Annotated in this window: 15 protein-coding genes and 1 riboswitch; of the genes, 12 read left to right on the forward strand and 3 right to left on the reverse strand. The window is 43.3% G+C overall.

The features are described from left to right. Positions 1–23 precede the first annotated feature (23 nt). Complete coding sequence (locus K6V21_RS26100) at positions 24–1,163, reverse strand: hypothetical protein (RefSeq protein ID WP_224320388.1); 1,140 nt, start codon at positions 1,161–1,163, stop codon at positions 24–26. 245 nt (positions 1,164–1,408) lie between these two features. Then, on the reverse strand, positions 1,409–1,810 hold the full coding sequence (locus K6V21_RS26105) for a response regulator (protein ID WP_217714239.1): 402 nt from the start codon (positions 1,808–1,810) through the stop codon (positions 1,409–1,411). Positions 1,811–2,046: 236 nt separating this feature from the next. On the opposite strand from K6V21_RS26105, the gene K6V21_RS26110 reads away from it, so the two are divergent. The 6 genes from K6V21_RS26110 to K6V21_RS26135 all read left to right on the forward strand — a co-directional run bounded on the left by K6V21_RS26110 (position 2,047) and on the right by K6V21_RS26135 (position 11,345). Beyond that, positions 2,047–3,681 carry an ABC-F family ATP-binding cassette domain-containing protein gene (locus K6V21_RS26110; protein WP_007210433.1) on the forward strand — a complete coding sequence of 545 codons (1,635 nt, stop codon included), beginning with the start codon at positions 2,047–2,049 and terminating at the stop codon, positions 3,679–3,681. Between the two features lie 77 nt (positions 3,682–3,758). Continuing rightward, a complete protein-coding gene (locus tag K6V21_RS26115) occupies positions 3,759–5,144 on the forward strand; it encodes an FAD-dependent oxidoreductase (RefSeq protein WP_224320389.1) in 1,386 nt (461 codons plus the stop codon). 61 nt (positions 5,145–5,205) lie between these two features. Beyond that, a complete protein-coding gene (locus K6V21_RS26120) occupies positions 5,206–5,619 on the forward strand; it encodes a DUF6769 family protein (protein WP_074435160.1) in 414 nt (137 codons plus the stop codon). A gap of 74 nt (positions 5,620–5,693) precedes the next feature. Continuing rightward, a complete protein-coding gene (locus tag K6V21_RS26125) occupies positions 5,694–6,932 on the forward strand; it encodes an efflux RND transporter periplasmic adaptor subunit (RefSeq protein WP_217714237.1) in 1,239 nt (412 codons plus the stop codon). Between the two features lie 90 nt (positions 6,933–7,022). Continuing rightward, positions 7,023–10,127 carry an efflux RND transporter permease subunit gene (locus tag K6V21_RS26130; RefSeq protein ID WP_224320390.1) on the forward strand — a complete coding sequence of 1,035 codons (3,105 nt, stop codon included), beginning with the start codon at positions 7,023–7,025 and terminating at the stop codon, positions 10,125–10,127. A gap of 30 nt (positions 10,128–10,157) precedes the next feature. Beyond that, positions 10,158–11,345, forward strand: a complete 1,188-nt coding sequence (locus K6V21_RS26135) for a TolC family protein (RefSeq protein ID WP_217714235.1) — start codon at positions 10,158–10,160, stop codon at positions 11,343–11,345. 57 nt (positions 11,346–11,402) lie between these two features. Here K6V21_RS26135 and K6V21_RS26140 read toward each other — a convergent pair whose 3' ends face one another. Then, positions 11,403–12,644 (reverse strand): serpin family protein, encoded by a 1,242-nt coding sequence (locus K6V21_RS26140; RefSeq protein WP_224320391.1) that lies wholly within the window; start codon positions 12,642–12,644, stop codon positions 11,403–11,405. Positions 12,645–12,745: 101 nt separating this feature from the next. Continuing rightward, positions 12,746–12,949: riboswitch (cobalamin riboswitch) on the forward strand. Between the two features lie 49 nt (positions 12,950–12,998). Between K6V21_RS26140 and K6V21_RS26145 the strand changes: the two genes are divergently transcribed. From K6V21_RS26145 to K6V21_RS26170, 6 genes are all read left to right on the forward strand, one after another. Continuing rightward, the gene (locus K6V21_RS26145) at positions 12,999–15,011 is read left to right on the forward strand and encodes a TonB-dependent receptor plug domain-containing protein (protein ID WP_224320392.1); all 2,013 of its coding nucleotides are present in this window, start codon (positions 12,999–13,001) and stop codon (positions 15,009–15,011) included. A 16-nt stretch (positions 15,012–15,027) separates the two neighbouring features. Then, positions 15,028–16,095 carry a YncE family protein gene (locus tag K6V21_RS26150; RefSeq protein ID WP_224320393.1) on the forward strand — a complete coding sequence of 356 codons (1,068 nt, stop codon included), beginning with the start codon at positions 15,028–15,030 and terminating at the stop codon, positions 16,093–16,095. A gap of 4 nt (positions 16,096–16,099) precedes the next feature. Next, complete coding sequence (locus K6V21_RS26155; protein WP_224320394.1) at positions 16,100–17,236, forward strand: ABC transporter substrate-binding protein; 1,137 nt, start codon at positions 16,100–16,102, stop codon at positions 17,234–17,236. 5 nt (positions 17,237–17,241) lie between these two features. After that, positions 17,242–18,282, forward strand: coding sequence for an iron ABC transporter permease (locus K6V21_RS26160; protein ID WP_224320395.1), 1,041 nt, complete (start codon positions 17,242–17,244; stop codon positions 18,280–18,282). Further along, positions 18,282–19,283, forward strand: coding sequence for an ABC transporter ATP-binding protein (locus tag K6V21_RS26165; RefSeq protein ID WP_224320396.1), 1,002 nt, complete (start codon positions 18,282–18,284; stop codon positions 19,281–19,283). Before K6V21_RS26160 ends, K6V21_RS26165 begins: the two co-directional genes overlap by 1 nt. 116 nt (positions 19,284–19,399) lie before the next feature. Next, positions 19,400–20,248: an Rpn family recombination-promoting nuclease/putative transposase gene (locus tag K6V21_RS26170; RefSeq protein WP_224320397.1), complete on the forward strand. Its 849-nt coding sequence runs from the start codon at positions 19,400–19,402 to the stop codon at positions 20,246–20,248. Positions 20,249–21,003 lie beyond the last annotated feature (755 nt).

Below are 21,003 nucleotides of genomic sequence, written 5' to 3' on the forward strand. Positions count from 1 at the left end.
CATATAAACGTCCCCCTCCTCAGCTAATATTCCAGTATCGGATGCCACTCTTTTATTTCCTTCAATGTTTGCTCCGACGTCTTACATTTGCCCTCTGATCGATTCTCTATACGCTTCAGAAATTCCTCATCATATATATCAATCAAATGAATGCCACTAAACTCTGCCGTCGGTTTTATAAAGATAATACCATCACATCCGTCAGCCAGCAGATTTGTTTTAACATAAGGCGAACCATTCATCGGATTGTCTACCCAGATCAACTTACCATCCGGATTACCAAAATAATCCGCAACCGTCAGGCTTGCGAAAGCGCCGCCGAGGTCAAATGCAACAGGCTTATTCCCATTCATCCGAAAAGCCTCATCAATGACACCTCCCGCCAATTGCACCCAACGCGTTTTCTCATCCGGTATATATCCGTTAGCTCCCATGTATGCACCCCATAAAGTAATTATAAATACATCATTGGGATAACACTTCTTGAGCAAATAGCCTGCTGACGGGTAATTATAGTAATAATCTCCATTGCGAATGCCTCTGATTTGCGCGGTGGTATGAGCTCCGCCTGCATAGAAGACAACATGTTTACGTTGAATAATGTACCACCTTATCAGATTAACCATATTGTCATCTCGCGAACAAGTGTATTGAACTTCTTCTTTATCAAAAACTTGCTGAATATAAGCAGGATCTAACAAAACAATCCGGGTACGATACTCTTGCGGTTTGGTTTGATTGGTCTCCCACACTTTGCGAAAGACATCCGCATATTCCTTATAAGGATTTCCGTAATCATCAGGAGCGTGTTGCAGAATCTTAAAGACTAGATCTTCCCGATATTCGGATGAGTTCAATAATTCATTTACAAGCTTCTGATCCATCGAATTTCCGAATTCGAGAGCAAGGATATCAATATTTGCCGTCGTATCCGTGGCCATTGAGTCAATAACATCACAGAGAAACAGAGGATGATCCTTAATCCAATGATCTTCCCCTATCGTCACGACTGAATACTTACGGATTTTATCCGCAACATATTGCATCGGTTCCTGCCCACTTCTCTCGATATGTGCAAGATATGCATCACTGTTTATGACACTTTGGGCATTAGCAGTAAAATGAAGTGCAGTACATAGTAGTAATAATAGTAGTTGTTTCATATTAATAAATATTAGTTATGGAGAGTAGTTCTTCACATGCCGTTTTCCTACGTGTCTATAAATATAAGGAATTAATACAGAAAATAGATAAAATATCTTTTATTTTTTACGGAAATATGCTCAGAAACATTCTTATAGAGAATAAAAAGAAGTATCCTCCTAAATATAAATAACAAACGCGGGACAACTACATTAAGAAGTCATCCCGCGTTCGTTATAATATAATTTATACTATGAAAATTCTGTTACCACTGCAACAGTGGCAAGAACTTACTCAAGCAAGTACGTAATGCACTCAAGGTAATAGGCTTTACCAATACTTCCGAAGCACCGGCAGCCATTGCATTTTCACGGTCAGCCGTAAAAGCATAAGCAGTCTGCATGATAATAGGAAGTTCTTTCTCCTCTTCACGGATAATCTTTGTTGCTTCCAGACCATTCATGATAGGCATTTTGATATCCATAAGAATAGCAGCTGTCTTTCCACGGTTCTCTTTGAACAGATTAACCATCTCTTCACCGTTTTTTGCCCACAATATCTCGCATTTTTTGCCAATAATAGCCTTTATCAACTTAAAGTTACTATCATCGTCTTCCGCTACCAGTATCAGCGGACGGTAATCTTCTGATAAATTCCCTGTTTCCATGACCAATGTATTTTTGTTTAATGAGGCAAAGATATAAAAAATAATATAAATATATTATCTTTGGAGAAGATATGCTGCATCTCGGCATAACTTTTTCATGCAAGCATGAAAGTTCTACGCTCTATTTGCACTATCTTTAGAGAAGATAAGCTACACCTCAACATAAAAAATGAACGAGTTCATTTTATTCTGTTATCGGTTTGCATTATCTTTGCGCCTCAATTTAAAAATAGAGTATGATTTCAATAGACGGACTGGCCGTAGAATTCGGCGGCACCACCTTATTCAGTGACGTTTCCTTCGTTATTAATGAAAAAGACCGCATCGCCCTGATGGGAAAGAACGGAGCGGGAAAAAGTACCTTACTGAAAATTCTGGCAGGAGTACGCCAACCTACCCGGGGCAAAATCTCGGCACCTAAAGACAGTGTTATCGCTTACCTGCCGCAACATCTGATGACGGAAGACGGACGAACCGTATTCCAGGAAACCGCACAGGCTTTCTCACACCTGCATGAGATGGAAGCAGAAATAGAGCGCCTCAACAAAGAACTGGAAACACGTACCGATTATGAAAGCGACAGTTACATGGAACTGATTGAAACGGTTTCCGCCCTGAGTGAAAAATTCTACTCTATCGATGCTACCAACTATGAGGAAGATGTAGAGAAAGCTCTGTTAGGACTCGGCTTCAGCCGCGAAGATTTCAACCGCCAGACCAGTGACTTCAGCGGCGGATGGCGTATGCGCATCGAGCTTGCCAAACTACTGTTGCAAAAGCCGGATGTACTGTTACTGGATGAGCCTACCAACCACCTCGACATCGAAAGTATTCAGTGGTTGGAAGATTTCCTTATCAATAATGGTAAAGCTGTTATTGTCATCAGCCACGACCGCAAGTTTGTGGATAATATCACTACCCGTACCATTGAAGTGACAATGGGACGTATCTATGATTATAAAGTAAATTACTCCAAATATCTGGAACTCCGCAAAGAACGTCGTGAACAACAACAAAAGGCTTACGACGAACAACAGAAGTTCATTGCCGAAACCAAAGAATTCATTGAACGCTTCAAAGGCACTTACTCCAAAACCCTGCAAGTACAAAGCCGCGTAAAAATGTTGGAAAAGTTGGAAATTCTAGAAGTGGATGAAGAAGATACTTCGGCACTACGGTTGAAATTTCCGCCATCTCCACGTTCCGGCAATTATCCTGTAATCATGGAAAACGTAGGTAAAACCTATGGCGACCATGTGGTATTCAAAAACGCTACACTGACCGTGGAACGGGGAGACAAATTAGCATTTGTCGGCAAAAACGGCGAAGGAAAGTCCACCTTGGTGAAATGTATCATGAAAGAGATTGAACACGATGGCACGCTGACACTCGGACATAATGTGCAGATCGGTTATTTCGCACAAAACCAAGCTTCTCTGCTGGACGAAAACCTAACGGTATTCCAAACGATTGATGATGTGGCAAAGGGAGAAATACGTAATAAGATACGTGACCTGCTGGGTGCTTTCATGTTCGGTGGCCCAGAACAATCCATGAAGAAAGTGAAAGTGCTTTCCGGTGGAGAGCGCACACGACTCGCCATGATTAAACTGTTGTTGGAACCGGTAAACCTACTGATTCTGGATGAGCCGACAAACCACCTCGACCTGAAGACTAAGGACATTCTGAAGCAAGCACTGTTGGATTTCGATGGTACACTGATTGTAGTAAGCCATGACCGTGACTTCCTGGACGGACTGGTTACCAAGGTCTACGAATTCGGTAATAAACAAGTAAAGGAACACTTAAGCGGCATCTACGAATTCCTGGAAAAAAAGAAGATGGAGTCACTCCGCGAACTGGAAAGGTAAACGTTCCTTAACAGGGCTTCCGCAACTTTTCTTGCGTCATATTGTTTCATTTTTATAAAACTCTAATTACGAGAACAATGAAACGATATGACGCTATAATAATAGGCTTCGGCAAAGGTGGCAAGCTACTGGCGGTCGAATTAGCCAACCGCAACTGGAAAGTGGCGGTCATCGAACGTTCCCCGGACATGTACGGTGGAACCTGTATAAATGTAGGATGTATTCCTACTAAAACCATGATAAACGAATCGGAATTCGCCGAACGTATCTATCAAGACGACTATAAGAAACAATCCAAGTTATATTCCCTCGCCCTAAGGCGCAAGGATAAGTTAGTCACCTTTCTTCGAGAAAAGAACGTCGAAAATCTGACGAATAACCCTAATATAACATTGTATGACGGAACTGCATCTTTTCTCTGTCCGGACACGGTAAAGGTAGTTCCTTCACCGGAAAGTGAAGATTACTTTGAACTGGAAGGAAAAGAAATCTTTATCAATACCGGTTCTACACCTATCCTACCCGATATTGATGGATTAAAAAACAGCCGATACGTATATACAAGTGATACATTGCTGCATACCGAGATTCTTCCCCAACACTTACTGATTATAGGAAGCGGAGCCATCGGGCTGGAATTTGCCACCATGTATGCCGGATTCGGCAGCAAGGTTACTATTCTGGAAGCCGGTAAACGCTTCTTGCCGAAAGCTGATCGGGAGATTGCCGAATATATGCAGGAAAGTCTGAAAAGAAAAAATATAGAGATACGTCTGAACGCACGCGTACAATCATTACATGATACAGCGGACGGCATCACCGCCGCCTATACGGATGCCTCGGACGGCACACCTTACTTTCTTGAAGGCGATGCCCTGCTCATTGCAACAGGACGTAAACCTATGATAGATGATCTGAATCTGGAAAAAGCAAAAATACAGGTTAATGCACAAGGAGGGATCATTGTCAATGAGCAATTACGCACTACTGCACCACACGTCTGGGCTTTGGGAGACGCTAAAGGCGGGGAAATGTATGATTACCTTTCAATTGACGATTCCCGTATCATCTTAAATCATCTTTTCGGTAATAAGGAACGTTCTGTTGATGACCGTAATCCCGTACCTTACGCCATCTTCACAGATCCGCCTATGGCACATATCGGTCTGACGGAAGAAGAAGCCATGAAACGTGGATATCCCATCAAGATTTCACGTCTGCCCGCTTCCGCCATCCCTCGTGCACGTACTTTGCAGAATATGGATGGGATGCTAAAAGCTATTGTAAATACGGATACGAAGAAAATACTGGGCTGCTCACTCTTCTGCGTGGATGCACCGGAACTTATCAATCTGGTAGCGTTTGTCATGAAAACCGGGCAAAAATCTTCGGCTTTACGTAACTTCATATTCACCCATCCCAGTATGAGTGAAGGTTTAAATGGATTATTCAAGGCTTTTTAATAACTAACATTTGGTAATTAAGCCGTTAACTTCTATCTTTGTCCGCAATAAAAAAATAAGGATGCAGAGAAAACGGTACATAACACTCTTTTTTATATTCATCAGCATGGTCATGCTGGTGGTACCGGTTATTCCTCACCACCATCACAACAACGGGTTAATATGTATGAAGAATGACATAACTCCCAATTGTTGCGGACAACAACACACCCCGGATAGCGAACATTGCTGTTGCGATACGGGATGTGTTACTACTCACTTTTTCCAGCAAACTCCCAGCCCGGACAACGGATGGACACATCCGGATTTTCCGCTGGTTATCACATTATTCTCCGAACCACTTCTTAGACTATTGGTCCTCCCCGAAGAAAGCGGGCAAAGACAGGACTGCATATACCAGGAGTCACTTCATGGCACGTATCTCACACGTGCCACAGGACTTCGCGCACCTCCGTGTGTTCTTACTTTATCGTAAAGTCTGCAACTTTATTGCAGGCTTTTATCTCTAATTTTGTACACAGATAAAAGTAAGAACATAAAAATATCATCATGAAAAAAATTCTTTTTATGGGAGTCATGGGATTATTCCTGTTAGGCTCTTGCAATAGTAAATCCGGCGACGGACACGAAGGTCATAATCATGAAACAGAAAAACATGAGCACGAAGGTTGTGATCATGATCATGAAGGCGAAGACCACAATCACGAAGGTGACGAACATAACCACGATGGACATAGTCACGATGAACAAGCAGCCGGACATAGTGACGAAATCATTCTGCCTACCGCCAAAGCACAGGCTGCCGGAGTAAAATCCAATGTTGTAGAACCGGGGATTTTCCATCAGGTTATAAAAACCAGCGGTCAGGTAATGGCAGCACAAGGAGATGAGAGCGTGGCTGTAGCAACCGTAGCAGGTGTAGTATCTTTCCGTGGAAAAGTAATCGAAGGTATGAGTGTCAGTAAAGGTACGCCACTGGTGACATTATCTTCCAAAAACATGGCGGATGGTGACCCTGTAGAACGGGCACGTATCGCTTATGAAGTTTCCAAGAAAGAATATGAGCGCATGAAAGCCCTCGTAGGAAATAAAATTGTTTCTGAAAAAGATTTCGCTCAGGCGGAACAAGCATACGAAAATGCACGTATCAGCTACGAAGCCGTAGCTAAAAATAGTTCAGCAAGCGGACAAGCGGTAATTTCGCCTATCAGCGGATATGTAAAAAGCCTGTTAGTGAAAGAAGGTGATTATGTAGCCGTAGGGCAACCGTTAGTCAGCATTACGCAAAACCGCAAATTGTTCCTGCGTGCTGATGTGTCTGAGAAATATTACCAATATCTGCGTACTATTGGTTCTGCTAACTTCTGCACTCCTTATAATAATAAGGTATATACATTGAAAGACTTAGACGGGCGTCTTCTCTCTTATGGCAAGGCTTCCGGTGGTGATGGTGGATATTATGTACCTGTAACCTTTGAGTTCGACAACAAAGGTGATATTATCCCCGGTTCGTTTGTAGAAATCTTCTTATTGTCTTCCCCTATAGAAAACGTAATATCCCTGCCCCATTCAGCATTGACTGAAGAACAAGGCAGTTTCTTTGTCTACCTGCAACTGGATGAAGAAGGATATAAGAAACAACTCGTGACTCTCGGAGCCGATAACGGTGAAAGCGTACAGATTCTCTCAGGTGTAAAAGCCGGAGACCGCGTGGTAACCGAAGGGGCTTATCAAGTGAAACTGGCAAGCGCTACGAATGCGATACCGGCACACAGTCACGAACACTAAAATAACAGTGGTAAGTGATGAGGTTATAGAGTGATAAAGCAACTTCACCCTATCACGTTATCACATTAACACTCTAACACTTTAATCAACATGTTAAATAAGATCATACATTTCTCACTTCATAACCGCATCCTGGTGCTTGTAGCCTCGGTGTTGTTACTGATAGGCGGAACCTACACCGCCATGAACACGGAAGTGGACGTATTCCCTGACCTCAATGCACCTACGGTTGTTATCATGACCGAAGCAAACGGCATGGCAGCAGAAGAAGTGGAACAACTCGTTACATTTCCTGTAGAAACAGCTGTGAACGGTGCAACAGGTGTGCGCCGCGTACGTTCTTCATCTACCAACGGCTTCTCTGTAGTATGGGTAGAATTCGATTGGGATACGGATATTTATCTGGCCCGGCAGATTGTCAGCGAAAAGTTGGCTGTCGTAAGTGAAAGCCTGCCTACCGGTGTAGGTAAACCGACACTGGGCCCACAATCATCCATTCTGGGTGAAATGCTGATTATCGGATTGACGGCCGACTCTACCTCCATGCTCGACCTGCGTACAATAGCCGACTGGACCATCCGTCCGCGCTTGCTCTCTACGGGCGGTGTGGCACAGGTAGCAGTACTTGGCGGTGATATAAAGGAATATCAGATACAATTAGATCCGGAACGGATGCGGCATTACGGTGTTACGCTGAATGAAATCATGACTGTAACCCGCGAAATGAATCTGAACGCAAACGGTGGCGTGCTATATGAATATGGTAACGAATACATTGTGCGTGGAGTACTTTCTACCGACCGCGTAGATCAACTGGCACGTGCCGTAGTACGTGGTGGAACTGCTTCGGGTAATGCTCCTATCTTACTGGAAGACATTGCAGATGTACATATCGGAGCAAAGTTACCCAAACTGGGTACAGCATCCGAACGGGGCAAAGCCGCCGTATTGTTAACTGTAACCAAACAACCAGCCACCAGCACACTGGAATTAACGGATAAATTAGAAGCATCTTTAAAAGACTTGCAGAAGAACCTGCCACCGGATGTAAAAGTCAGCACAGACATCTTCCGCCAGAGCCGCTTTATCGAAAGCTCTATCGGAAACGTACAGAAGTCCTTGTTTGAAGGAGGTATCTTCGTTGTGATTGTCCTATTCCTGTTCCTTGCGAATGTACGTACAACGGTGATCTCATTGGTTACACTACCGCTTTCATTGATTACTTCACTGGTGACGCTGCATTATATGGGCTTCACAATTAATACAATGAGTCTCGGTGGTCTTGCCATCGCTATCGGTTCGCTGGTGGATGATGCCATTGTGGACGTGGAGAACGTATATAAACGGCTCCACGAGAATAAGTTGAAACCTGTGGAAGAACGACTTTCCATATTGGAAGTAGTATTCAACGCATCGAAAGAAGTACGTATGCCTATTCTGAATTCCACGCTGATTATCGTAGTCAGTTTCGTACCGCTGTTCTTCCTCACCGGTATGGAAGGCCGCATGCTGGTTCCGCTGGGTATTGCGTTCATTGTAGCATTGGCAGCTTCTACGGTAGTGGCATTGACAGTTACACCAGTACTTTGCTCCTATCTTTTAGGAAAAGACAAGAAGAAGGAACAGAAAGAGAGCAGCGACTCGTTCGTAGCACGCAAGATGAAACAGTGGTATGGTGCTGCATTGGCATTCGTACTGGGACATAAGAAGATCGTACTGGGCAGTACAATCGGTTTGTTCGTAGTTGCCCTGGTATGTTTCTTCACATTGGGACGTTCGTTCCTGCCACCTTTCAACGAAGGTTCGTTTACGATTAACATATCTTCCTTACCGGGTATCTCTCTGGAAGAAAGCAATAAGATGGGACATCGTGCTGAAGAGTTATTACTCAGCATTCCCGAAATACAAACCGTTGCCCGCAAGACCGGACGTGCCGAACTGGACGAGCATGCGCTTGGTGTGAATGTTTCGGAAATAGAAGCTCCGTTCGAATTGAAAGACCGTTCACGCAGTGAGTTGGTTGCCGAAGTACGCGAAAAGTTAGGTACTATCGTAGGGGCAAATGTGGAAATCGGCCAGCCTATCAGCCACCGTATCGATGCTATGCTCAGTGGTACGAAAGCCAACATCGCAATTAAACTGTTTGGTGACGACCTGAACCGTATGTTTACCTTGGGTAATGAAATCAAAGGTGCCATCCAGGATATTCCGGGTATTGCCGACCTGAATGTGGAACAACAGATAGAACGTCCTCAGCTTATCATTTCGCCCAAGCGGGAAATGCTGGCTAAGTTTGGTATCTCATTACCAGAATTCTCTGAGTTCGTGAATGTATGTCTTGCTGGTGAAACCGTATCACAGGTATACGAGAAAGGTAAAAGTTTCGACCTTACCGTACGTGTACGTGATGATCTTCGCGACGAAATGGAGAAGATACGCAACTTGATGATAGATACCAGTGACGGAAAGAAAATACCTTTGAACTACATCGCAGAAGTGCGTTCTGCCATGGGACCGAATACCATCAGCCGCGAGAACGTGAAACGTAAAATCGTGATCTCTGCCAATGTTGCCGACCGCGACCTGCGCAGTGTGGTGAATGATATTCAGGCCCGTGTGGACAAGGATATTAAGTTGCCCGAAGGGTATCATCTGGAATACGGTGGCCAATTTGAGAGCGAACAGGCAGCAAGCCGCACGTTATTGCTTACATCGCTGATGAGTATCGCGGTTATTTTCCTTTTGCTTTATCATGAATTCCGTAGCGTGAAGGAAAGTGCGATTATTCTTATCAATCTGCCGTTAGCATTGATCGGTGGTGTATTTGCTTTGTTGATGACAACGGGAGAAGTGAGTATTCCGGCTATTATCGGTTTTATTTCACTGTTCGGTATCGCTACCCGAAATGGTATGTTGCTGATCAGCCACTACAACCACTTGCAACGGGAAGAAGGAATGGGAGTATATGATAGCGTTATACGCGGTTCAATGGACCGGTTGAATCCGATTTTAATGACGGCATTGTCTTCTGCTCTCGCTCTTATTCCATTGGCACTGGGAGGAGATTTACCGGGTAATGAAATTCAAAGTCCGATGGCGAAAGTTATCCTTGGCGGTCTTTTAACTTCCACGTTCCTGAACGGTTTCATCATTCCGATTGTTTATCTGATGATGCACCGGAAACCAGCGAATTAACATCCATATAACCATTAACAATATCAAATAATGAAACGAATTCTGATATTTAGTATTATCACCTTTTTCCTATATGCGGGGATGCGCGCACAATCGGTCGACATAGACGAAGTGCTGCGCCGCATCGAAGCGAATAATAAAGAGTTGCAGGCCAACGCCCAACTCATCACTTCGCAGAAATTGGAAAACAAGTCGGAGAATAATCTTCCCGACCCAACCCTTTCTTATTCTCACCTGTGGGGAGCAAAAGATAAGGACGAAACCATCGGCGAGCTTGTTGTTTCACAAAGCTTCGACTTCCCTACGCTCTACGCTACGCGTGGACAAGTGAACCGTCTTAAAACCGGTGCACTCGATGCACAATCCACCGCTTTCCGCCAGCAACTGTTGCTTCAAGCCAAGGAAATATGCCTCGACATCCTCATGTTGCAACAACAGCAAAGGCTGCTGGACGAACGTCTGAAACAGGCAGAAGAACTTTCCGCCTATTACAAGAAACGTTTGGAAACAGGAGATGCCAATGTTTTGGAAACCAATAAAATCAATCTGGAATTGCTGAACGTTCGTACAGAAGCACGAACCAACCGCACCACCTTGGAAAACAAATGGCAAGAACTGACTGCATTGAACAGCAACCAGCCATTGCAAATCTCTTCTCTCAGCGAATATCCGCTGCATCCACTACCGGCTGATTATGAACAACTGCGTGAAGAGGTTATCGCGTCGGATGCTGCCTTGTGGTCACTGAGCAACGAAAGCGCTGCTGCCCGCAAACAAATTTCTGTCAGTAAACAAGGCTGGCTGCCTAAGTTGGAGTTAGGTTATCGTCGTAACACCGAATCGGGCACTCCGTTCAATGGTGTTGTGGTGGGCTTTTCTTTCCCCATCTTCGAGAACCGAAATAAGGTGAAGATAGCCAAGGCACAATCCATGAATATAGATTTTCAGAAAGAGAATGCGACTTTGCAGGCAGAGTCTTCATTAGCACAGCTTTATCGCGAAGCTCAATCCTTGCAAGCTTCCATGCAGGAATATCAGGAAGCCTTCAGCTCACAACAAGATCTCGCATTGCTGAAACAAGCCCTTACAGGTGGACAAATCAGCGTGATAGAATTCTTTGTGGAAGTTTCTGTGATTTATCAAAGCAAACAAAATCTGCTTCAACTGGAAAACCAGTATCAGAAGGTGATGGCACAGATTTATAAGAGTAAGTTGTAAAAACAGTATATTATAACGAAAGAGGGCTTGAATGTTCAGGCCCTCTTTTATCATTTATTATAGTTTCGTAATTTTCCCCATAAAAAGAATTGCTCCCGTACTCTTTTCCTTAATTACGAAAGCAAAAGGACGGTCTACATAGAAAGATATAGGAGTAGATGGCCCGGCAGAAGTTTCCAACATTCCACCAACTGTAACAGCCGCTGCTTCAGTACCTTCCTCATCTACATTTACATAAGTAAATTGCTGCAAAAGCCCAATATATAACTCGGCAGCCGACATTTTAGAGAAATCAGCCTTATAACCATCAAAGGCATCCTTCATCCCCATAGCAACCATATCCTCTATGAGCATCTTGTCATACTCCACTTTGAAACGGGGAAGTTTAACCTGCAATTGCCTGCTCGACAAAGCTGCATTCCATTCCTTCCAGTTTTCATAAGTCAACTCGGACAAACTCTCATCTAAAGTCTTATCCACGGCAGGCAATAAGAGCACCATACTGAAAGCTTCATTGCCATACGGCAATTCTGCGATGGAGAATGCTGAGTTCTGAGCATAATTAAACGTTTCTGTCTGATTCATCATGTTCACTTTCTGCTCAGTACCATCAGAATTAGTAAAATTTTCCTGGCGAGTATCCGATTTTTGGAATTGACTCTTCCAAATGCCTTTGAAGTAGAGTGCATTAATCAAATACATACGTGCATCTTCCGGTATTCTCTGTATAACCTCTTTTATACAATTATTCGTCTGCTCAGCGCACCACCGGTTAATCACATCCTTCGCTGTGGGAGATGTAAAATCAAGTTCCTGTACCTGGGCATCATACATCTTCTTATTCACCTCCACAAAAGAATCGTAAACTTTAAAACCTTGTTTTACCCAAATAGAATTGGCGATTCCTAATTGAGTGGTATTATCTAAATCCAATAAAGCTGAAGTTAGCTTTTGATTATAGTTATTCAGATCATCAAGAGAGAAAGAAGCGGCAGGAAATCCCAATACGTTCTGCATTTCAGTAAGCGTATTGCCCGAAGCTCCGTTAGTAATCATTGATAAGCAAAGTGATGCACTCAATGGAGACACAAAAACATTCGGTTTTTCCTTTTCGGTACTGCACACCTGATCGAAGAAACGGAAAGCAAAGTCTGTACCTTTGTCCATTAAATCTTGTTCCGCACGGGTGAGATTGATGTCTTGACGTGGTTTTGGTTCCGGTTGAGAGGGGGTCTCATCATTTTGACAAGCTGCAAGGATACTGAGTAGGCTTAGCGCAGCAATAGTTTTCTTTAGCATAAGCATTATAGTATTAGTTTTCTATTAAGTTACTCTGTTAGAATAAATGCATAAATTTATAAAATACTGCACCACATTACAAATTAAACATAAATCTTTCCTATCTTTGCTCCCGGTTTTGTTGGAGTATGCTTTTCGGTATACTCCATGAAAAGGGAATTGGGTGTGACTCCCAAACAGTCCCGCTGCTGTGATCTCCTATTGCAGGATTTGCCAATCACCTGTGCCACTGCCAATATTCGTATGGTGGGAAGGCGGCAAATCCGGAGTAAGTCAGAAGACCTGCAAAACCGATCATTTTTTATGCCTTCGAGGAAAGGGCATGAGGTGTATCTATTTTATAGCTTTCTGTATATGATAAAAGATAATCTATGTCGGTACATCTGGCTACGGTTTTGTTTGTGTTGCCTTGTGTGCTGTTTTTGTGCCAGCCTGCAAGCACAACAGACGGGAGACTCCATTACGGGAAAAGTACATGCCATTCCGGAAGTGGGGATAAAAGGTCGGCGTGTGCCACGGGCTCTCTCAGCAACCGCCCCGCTCCAACAGATGAAGAAAACTGATATGGAACGTTTGGGAGTATCGGATGTGGCCGATGCAGTTCGTCATTTCTCGGGAGTCAGCGTTAAGGATTATGGTGGAATTGGTGGATTAAAGACTGTTTCTGTACGCAGTTTGGGAGCGCAACATACAGCAGTCAGCTATGATGGAGTGACTGTCAGTGATTGTCAGTCAGGGCAGGTAGATATCTCCCGTTTTTCGTTAGACAATGTTTCCGAACTGGAACTCAGCATTGGTCAGAGTGATAATATTTACCAGACAGCGAAGATGTTTGCCTCTGCCGGTGCTTTAAGTATCGAAACCGCACGTCCGGATTTCAGTAACCGACCTTTCCGGTTGCTTGCAAATATGAAAACCGGTTCTTACGGGCTTGCTAATCCTTCTCTATTTTATGCTCAGAAATTAAGTAACCGTTTCAGTCTTTCTGCCTATGCTGATTATTTACGGGCGGACGGCAATTATCCTTTCAAAATGTGGAATGGGAATAAACTGATTGACTCCAAACGAAACAATAGTGATATAGAGACTTATCGGGCGGAATTAAATTTGTTTGTAACTCTGAATGAGAAACAGGATTTGAAAGCCAAAGTTTATCTCTTTGATTCGGAAAGAGGGTTACCCGGCGGAGTGATTTATGACAATCCGTATGCTGCCGAAAGACTATATGACCGTAATTATTTCGGCCAATTGAAGTATGAGAACCGATTCTCAGAGAAATGGAAGCTACAAGCAAGTGGAAAATTTAACTTCAGCTGGAACCGGGACTATAATAATGAATCTTCCGGCATTACAGACAATCGTTTCCGCCAGACTGAGACTTACTTATCCGCTACCCTATGGAGCGAACCGGTAAAAGGGTTATCTTTCTCATTAGCACAGGATTTCGCCTATAACTATTTGTCAACAACTTTACAGAACAATCAATATCCGGAACGTTTCACCTATTTAACAGCAATAGCCACACACTATAAAAGCAACCAATTTTCTGCTACCGCTTCTCTGCTGAATACTTATATTACAGAGAATGTACGGACAGGAAAAGCTGCTGCAGACCGTAAACGCCTTTCACCCGCTGTCAGCCTGTCGTGGAAACCTTTTGATTTTGGTCTACGTTTCAGGGCTTCATACAAAGATATCTTCCGTACGCCGACATTCAATGATTTGTATTATCTGATAATTGGCAACCATAATTTAAAGCCTGAAGTTACCCGGCAATTCAATGTAGGTACAACGTGGAATTCTACTTCATTGGAATTTATCGACTATCTAAGCCTTTCAGTAGATGCTTATTATAATCGGGTGAAAGATAAAATCGTGGCAATACCCACTATGTTTATCTGGAAGATGATGAATTTAGGTAAAGTCGAAACTATTGGTACGGATATTAACCTGGCAATTGAAAAAGAATTAGCAGAACATTATAAGTTATATCTCACAGGAACTTACAACTTCATGCAAGCGGAAGATATTACCGACCGTAATTCTAAAATATGGCGGAATCAGATTATATATACTCCGAAACATTCAGGTTCGGGAAGTCTGACTTTTGAGAATCCGTATGTCAACCTTACTTATAACATAATGTACGCTTCGGAACGCTATTCGATTGCCCAGAACATTCCGGAAAATCGTATTAAATCTTACACTGACCACAGTATAGCACTCTCGCATACCTTTAAATGGAAGAAGCAGTCACTACGCATACAGCTGGATGCCTTGAATCTGAGTGATAAAAACTACGAAATAGTCCGCTTCTACCCGATGCCCGGACGCAATTACAAAGTAACAATCAACTATAAATTATAAACTAAAAACAGAAACAATGAAGAAGTATTGGTATAAAACCGCCATGTTGGTTATGGCATTAGGAGCATTTACCGCATGTAATGATGATGACGAACCGAAAGGACCGGAAGGACCAATAGCTCCTGTCAATGGAGCGTATGTCATCAATACAGGAAATAATAAAGCTAATAACGGCACTATACAATGGTACGACAGGGATCAGAAAACAATAAGCACAGACTTGTTTGCTGCTGCCAACGGGGCAGGTATCGGTGATGCGCAAGACTTGTGCATATACGGTTCTAAAATATATATCACTTGTACTAGTTCTGCAAAGATTGAAGTAGTAAACAGAGCAGATTTTACCCGTATACAGACTTTGGCTCTCTCTAATGGCGAACAACCCATCAATCCACGATACATGACAGCTACCGGAGGAAATGTTTATTTCACCGCATATGATGGCACCGTATCACGCTTGGACACCACAAGCCTCTCCATCACCGGAAAGATAGAAATAGGAGATCATCCGGAAGCATTGACTTCTGCAAATGGAAAACTTTATGTAAATCTGTCAAACTATAACGCAGATGGCACCGGCAAGTACGTGGCGGTTGTCGATATTGCTACTTTCAAGAAAACGAAAAATATAGAAGTACTTCTCAATCCTTATGATGTTTGTACAACCGGAGAAGACGGAAAGGTATATTTCATTTCATGTGGAGATTTCAGTGGAAATCCAGTTCAGACATTACAATGCATTGACCCGCAAACAGATCAGGTTACGGAAATATGCCCAGCCAGCAAAATAGCAATAAAAAATAACAAGATCTATCTCATTTATGCAGAATATTACGAAGATGCCGCTCCCAAAAGCATTTCTGTATATGACATGAATACCAAACAAACTACGCAGTTTGCCAACTACAGCGATTTCTCCAATCCTGGTAATATTGTAGTCGACCCGGCTACAGGAGATGTAATTATCATCGATCAACCCTTCTCTGTTCTCAACGACATATATGTTTATGGTAGTGACGGCGTACTCAAAAAGAAATTGGAAACCGGATACTATACCACTAATATGCGCTTTGTAACTGAATAAAAGCATGAAACAATTTCTTTTCTTTCTAACCTTTTGGGTGACAGTGTTACTTCTTTCCGCCTGTGGCGGAAAGAACAGCACTGCTTCCGGCTCTGCACAAGGAGACACCATCTCACTGCACTATTCTTCGAATCTTTCTTTGGTAGATTACGAAGATTATACTGTTGCGCAGCTACGTAATCCCTGGGATACAGCAAAGATATTGCATACCTATATATTAGTAGACAAAAACCAACCGTTACCCCAAGAACTGCCTCAAGGCACCCTTGTCCGCACTCCGCTTAGTAAAGCCGTCATCTACTCATCCGTTCATTGCAGCTTACTGAAAGACTTCGGAGCTTTGAACAGCATCGGTGGCGTATGCGACCTGAAGTACATCAAACTACCGGAAATCGAGGAAGAATGCCGAAACGGAACCATCACCGATGTAGGTGATGGCATGAACCCCAATATCGAAAAAATCATAGACCTGCACCCCGATGCCATCCTACTTTCTCCTTTTGAAAACAGTGGTGGATACGGACGTGTAGAGAAACTGAATGTACCCATCATTGAATGTGCCGACTATATGGAAACCTCTTCATTGGGACGTGCCGAATGGATGCGTTTCTACGGTCTATTATTTGGTAAAAAAGCGGAAGCAGATGCTATGTTTGCTTCGGTAGAAAGAAGCTATAAGGATTTGCAGGAATTAGTAAAGCCCATCTCCTTTGCTCCCTCCGTGATGTGTGATTTGAAAACAAGCTCTACCTGGTACACTCCGGGTGGCAACAGCACCATCGCCAAACTATACTCTGATGCAGGCGCCAACTATATTTTCAGAGAAGATACACATAGCGGCTCGCTCCCCTATCCTTTCGAAGTTATCTTTGAGAAAGGTCAGCAAACGGATTTCTGGCTGATACGCTATAACCAACCCATAGATAAAACATACAAGGAACTGGAAAAAGAGTTTGCCCCTTATGCAGGTTTCCGTGCTTTCAAGGAACGGAACATCTACGGATGTAATACCAACCGGGTCCCTTTTTACGAAGAAACACCTTTCCATCCGGATTGGCTATTGAAAGACTTGATTAAAATATTTCACCCTTCACTGTTGGAAGGCTATGAGCTGAGGTATTACAAAAAACTATCAGAATAGAATTAATGATAAGAACGAAAGCAAAAGGATATATATATGGCATAGCACTGTCGGTCCTCATTCTCGTATTGATGGCTGCGAATCTCTGGTTCGGTTCAATCAATATCCCCGCCGGAGCTGTGTGGAATATTCTCATAGGGAATGAGATAGAAAAAGCCAGCTGGGCTTTTATTATCTGGGAGTCCCGCCTGCCGCAAGCCGTCACGGCATTACTATGTGGTGCCGCACTCGCAGCTTCGGGACTGATGTTACAAACGGCATTCAACAACCCACTGGCAGGTCCATCCATCCTGGGCATTAACTCAGGAGCAAGTCTTGGTGTCGCATTGGTGATGCTGGCCGGTGGAGGAAGCATTGCTACAGGGGTATTTACCTTATCCGGTTTCTTCTCCGTGATACTCGGCGCCTTCATCGGGTCAATGGTGGTAATGGGACTTATCCTTTTCTTTTCGACACTGATAAAAAGCAATATCATGCTACTGATTACGGGTATCATGATCGGTTATATCACTTCGTCCGCTATTTCATTACTCAATTTCTTTGCTACTGCCGAAGGGGTGCATTCTTATATGATATGGGGCATGGGGAACTTCGGAGGTGTCTCATTGCAACAACTCCCCTATTTCTCCATTTTCTGTCTGGCAGGTTTGTTACTTTCCATCCTGCTTATCAAACCCTTGAACGCCTTGCTGCTGGGTACTCGCTATGCTGAAAACTTAGGAGTAAACATCCGTCGCACAAGAAATCTGTTACTGATTGCCACCGGACTACTGACAGCCGTCACTACCGCCTTCTGCGGACCTGTTGCTTTCATCGGTCTGGCCGTTCCACATATCTCCCGCCTGATGCTGGGCACGTCCAATCACAATTCACTGCTTCCCGTCACTTTGCTGACGGGTGGTGTAATTGCCTTGCTCTGCAATCTGATCTGCATCCTTCCGAGTGAAGCAGGTATTATTCCTCTCAATGCGGTAACCCCTGTACTGGGTGCGCCTGTTATCATTTATGTCATTGTCAACCAACGTAAAATACAATACTTCAACTGATGGAGAAAGCTGTTATCACCGCAAACGATTTATGCATCGGCTACCGCCAGGGAAAGCAAGAGAAACGGATACATGAACATCTCTCCTTCCGGCTTTATCCCGGAGAACTGACCTGCCTGCTGGGAGCTAACGGAACCGGTAAATCAACTCTGCTCCGCACTTTGGCTGCTTCGCAACCGGCCTTGTCAGGAGAATTATTTGTACAGGAAAAGCCATTGTCTGCCTATTCCGAAAAAGAACGTTCACGTACCATCGGAGTAGTACTAACAGACAAGACACAAGCAGGCGGACTGACTGTATATGAGTTAGTAGCTCTGGGACGACAACCTCATACGGGGTTCTTCGGCAGATTGAACAAAACGGATCACTCCATCATTGAAGAGGCTCTGGAAGCTGTAAGCATCAGTCATAAAGCCCACAGTTATACTGCAGAGCTATCAGATGGTGAACGACAGAAGGTCATGATTGCCAAAGCATTGGTACAGGAATGTCCGCTCATTCTGCTGGATGAACCGACAGCTTTCCTGGATGTAGTGAGTCGCATCGAAATTATGACTTTGCTTCATCGCCTGGCAGTGGAACAAAAGAAAGCGATCCTGCTTTCCACCCATGACATAGAGCAGGCATTGGTACTGGCAGATAAACTTTGGTTACTTTCAAAAGAAAACGGACTGCAATGTGGAGTAACGGAAGATATGATTCTAAGTCACCGGATGGACAGTTTGTTTTCCCGCAACGATATCCGGTTTGATTATGCACACGGGGTATATTATCCCAAAGTGGATAGTCACCGCTGTATCATTGTGGAAGCCAATGATGAAGTATTGCTGCACTGGACAACAAATGCACTCAACCGTCATGGCTATGCTTGTTCTCCTGATTCTGTGGCAGAAACAGGTAGTTTACCACGATTACAGGTGTTGTCTTCCGAAGATTTCAGACTGCACAAGGAAAAGGAATACACATTCAGTTCTTTCGAGCAGCTACTTGCCAATGTGTGACAAGAAAGAAGCAAACATCTGCCAATTTACGAAAAGCATCATTTTTCTTCTTCGTTTGCGTCACTCTCTGAAAATTAATCGTAGCTTTGCAGTAACTATTTAATTGAAATGCAGTTATGATGCAACAAGACAAATACATTCGCTTTGATTGGGCCGTGAAAAGACTTTTGCGACAAAAAGCCAATTTCGATGTACTGGAAGGCTTCCTCACCGTGCTATTAGGCGAAAAAGTAAAGATACTGGAACTACTGGAAAGCGAGAGTAACCAACAAACGATAGATGATAAATTCAACCGTGTGGACATCAAAGCCAGAAATAGCAAAGATGAAATTATCATCGTAGAAATACAAAACACACGCGAACTTTACTATCTGGAACGCATCTTATACGGAGTGGCGAAAGCCATCACCGAGCATATCTCTTTGGGTGAACGCTATTATGAAGTGAAAAAGATTTATTCTATCAGCATCTTATATTTCGACATCGGCAAAGGAGAAGATTATCTATACCACGGCCAGAATATCTTCGTTGGTGTACATACAGGTGATTGCCTGGAAGTTACCACCAAGGAGAAAAATGCCATCGTACATAAACTTCCCGCCGAGATATTTCCCGAATATTTCCTGATCCGGGTGAATGAATTCAATAAAGCGGCCGTTACCCCATTGGAAGAATGGATAGAGTATTTGAAGACAGGCTGCATCCACCCCGACACGAAAACACCGGGACTGGAAGAAGCACGCCGAAAGTTGATTTATTACAATATGTCTCAGGCAGAGCAACATGCTTATGATGAGCATTTGAGTGCCATCATGATACAGAATGATGTACTGGATGGAGCAAAACTGGAAGGATTCATTGAAGGTAAAAAGGACATGGCCCGGAGCCTGAAAAAATTAGGTGTTCCTATAGAGACCATCATACAAAGCTCCGGTTTGTCCAAAGAAGAAATAGAAGCACTGTGAGTCATTCTTTCCGTTCAATCGGATTTATAATCCGATTGATTGAGTATAAGGATTTGTAATCCGCCCATATATAGTAATCCCGATATACTTAGTTGAGTCTGAAGAGGTATTTTTGTACTGACGATATTTAAGTACAAACTCACTGATTTCAGTTAATGTATTCACTACTGATTATCAAAAGATTACAAAATACCAATTCTTTGTCTACAAGAAGTTAGGAGTCTGTCAACAAGGAGTTAACTTCCTGTTGACAGACTCCTAACTTCTTGTAGACAGGCAGAGGGAGTGTTTTTCTATTCTTTTACAAAAAGATGAGAAGAAGAAAATAATCTGCCAAACACTTGACATCGCCTTTTGGATATTGTATATTTGCAACGTTATAATCTATACAGATTTCACTTTTAACTTAGCATAAACGGAGAGGCATTCGCCCCTCCGTTTTTTTTGCTCCTGCGCTTCATTGCATGAAACGACACGCTTATAGCTGCAACACCTTACGCACCTATCTGCATCAGCCGTTACTGGTACAAGCGTCAGCTCTCACTTGTACAAGTGCAACACCACACTTCACTGTCTATGATGCCACACCTTAGCTTCCCCAATGCCATTCATTTACATCACTGAGGTGTGATATTCCGAATGATGACATGTGGCATTCCGAATGGTGAAGTGTGGCATTTCAGATGATAAGTTGTGTACAGAATCCCCGTTATACAAGCAATATAGTTAATAATACATAAATCAGCTCTTGACAA

The organism is Bacteroides cellulosilyticus (assembly GCF_020091405.1).
Classification (GTDB): domain Bacteria; phylum Bacteroidota; class Bacteroidia; order Bacteroidales; family Bacteroidaceae; genus Bacteroides.

Excerpts from the sequence above, each read along its gene's own strand:
- K6V21_RS26150 (WP_224320393.1), top strand. The coding sequence starts at position 15,028 with ATGAAGAAGTATTGGTATAAAACCGCCATGTTGGTTATGGCATTAGGA.
- K6V21_RS26140 (WP_224320391.1), bottom strand. The coding sequence starts at position 12,644 with ATGCTAAAGAAAACTATTGCTGCGCTAAGCCTACTCAGTATCCTTGCA.
- K6V21_RS26110 (WP_007210433.1), top strand. The coding sequence starts at position 2,047 with ATGATTTCAATAGACGGACTGGCCGTAGAATTCGGCGGCACCACCTTA.
- K6V21_RS26145 (WP_224320392.1), top strand. The coding sequence starts at position 12,999 with ATGATAAAAGATAATCTATGTCGGTACATCTGGCTACGGTTTTGTTTG.
- K6V21_RS26120 (WP_074435160.1), top strand. The coding sequence starts at position 5,206 with ATGCAGAGAAAACGGTACATAACACTCTTTTTTATATTCATCAGCATG.
- K6V21_RS26160 (WP_224320395.1), top strand. The coding sequence starts at position 17,242 with ATGATAAGAACGAAAGCAAAAGGATATATATATGGCATAGCACTGTCG.
- K6V21_RS26105 (WP_217714239.1), bottom strand. The coding sequence starts at position 1,810 with ATGGAAACAGGGAATTTATCAGAAGATTACCGTCCGCTGATACTGGTA.
- K6V21_RS26125 (WP_217714237.1), top strand. The coding sequence starts at position 5,694 with ATGAAAAAAATTCTTTTTATGGGAGTCATGGGATTATTCCTGTTAGGC.
- K6V21_RS26115 (WP_224320389.1), top strand. The coding sequence starts at position 3,759 with ATGAAACGATATGACGCTATAATAATAGGCTTCGGCAAAGGTGGCAAG.
- K6V21_RS26170 (WP_224320397.1), top strand. The coding sequence starts at position 19,400 with ATGATGCAACAAGACAAATACATTCGCTTTGATTGGGCCGTGAAAAGA.
- K6V21_RS26100 (WP_224320388.1), bottom strand. The coding sequence starts at position 1,163 with ATGAAACAACTACTATTATTACTACTATGTACTGCACTTCATTTTACT.
- K6V21_RS26130 (WP_224320390.1), top strand. The coding sequence starts at position 7,023 with ATGTTAAATAAGATCATACATTTCTCACTTCATAACCGCATCCTGGTG.
- K6V21_RS26155 (WP_224320394.1), top strand. The coding sequence starts at position 16,100 with ATGAAACAATTTCTTTTCTTTCTAACCTTTTGGGTGACAGTGTTACTT.
- K6V21_RS26165 (WP_224320396.1), top strand. The coding sequence starts at position 18,282 with ATGGAGAAAGCTGTTATCACCGCAAACGATTTATGCATCGGCTACCGC.
- K6V21_RS26135 (WP_217714235.1), top strand. The coding sequence starts at position 10,158 with ATGAAACGAATTCTGATATTTAGTATTATCACCTTTTTCCTATATGCG.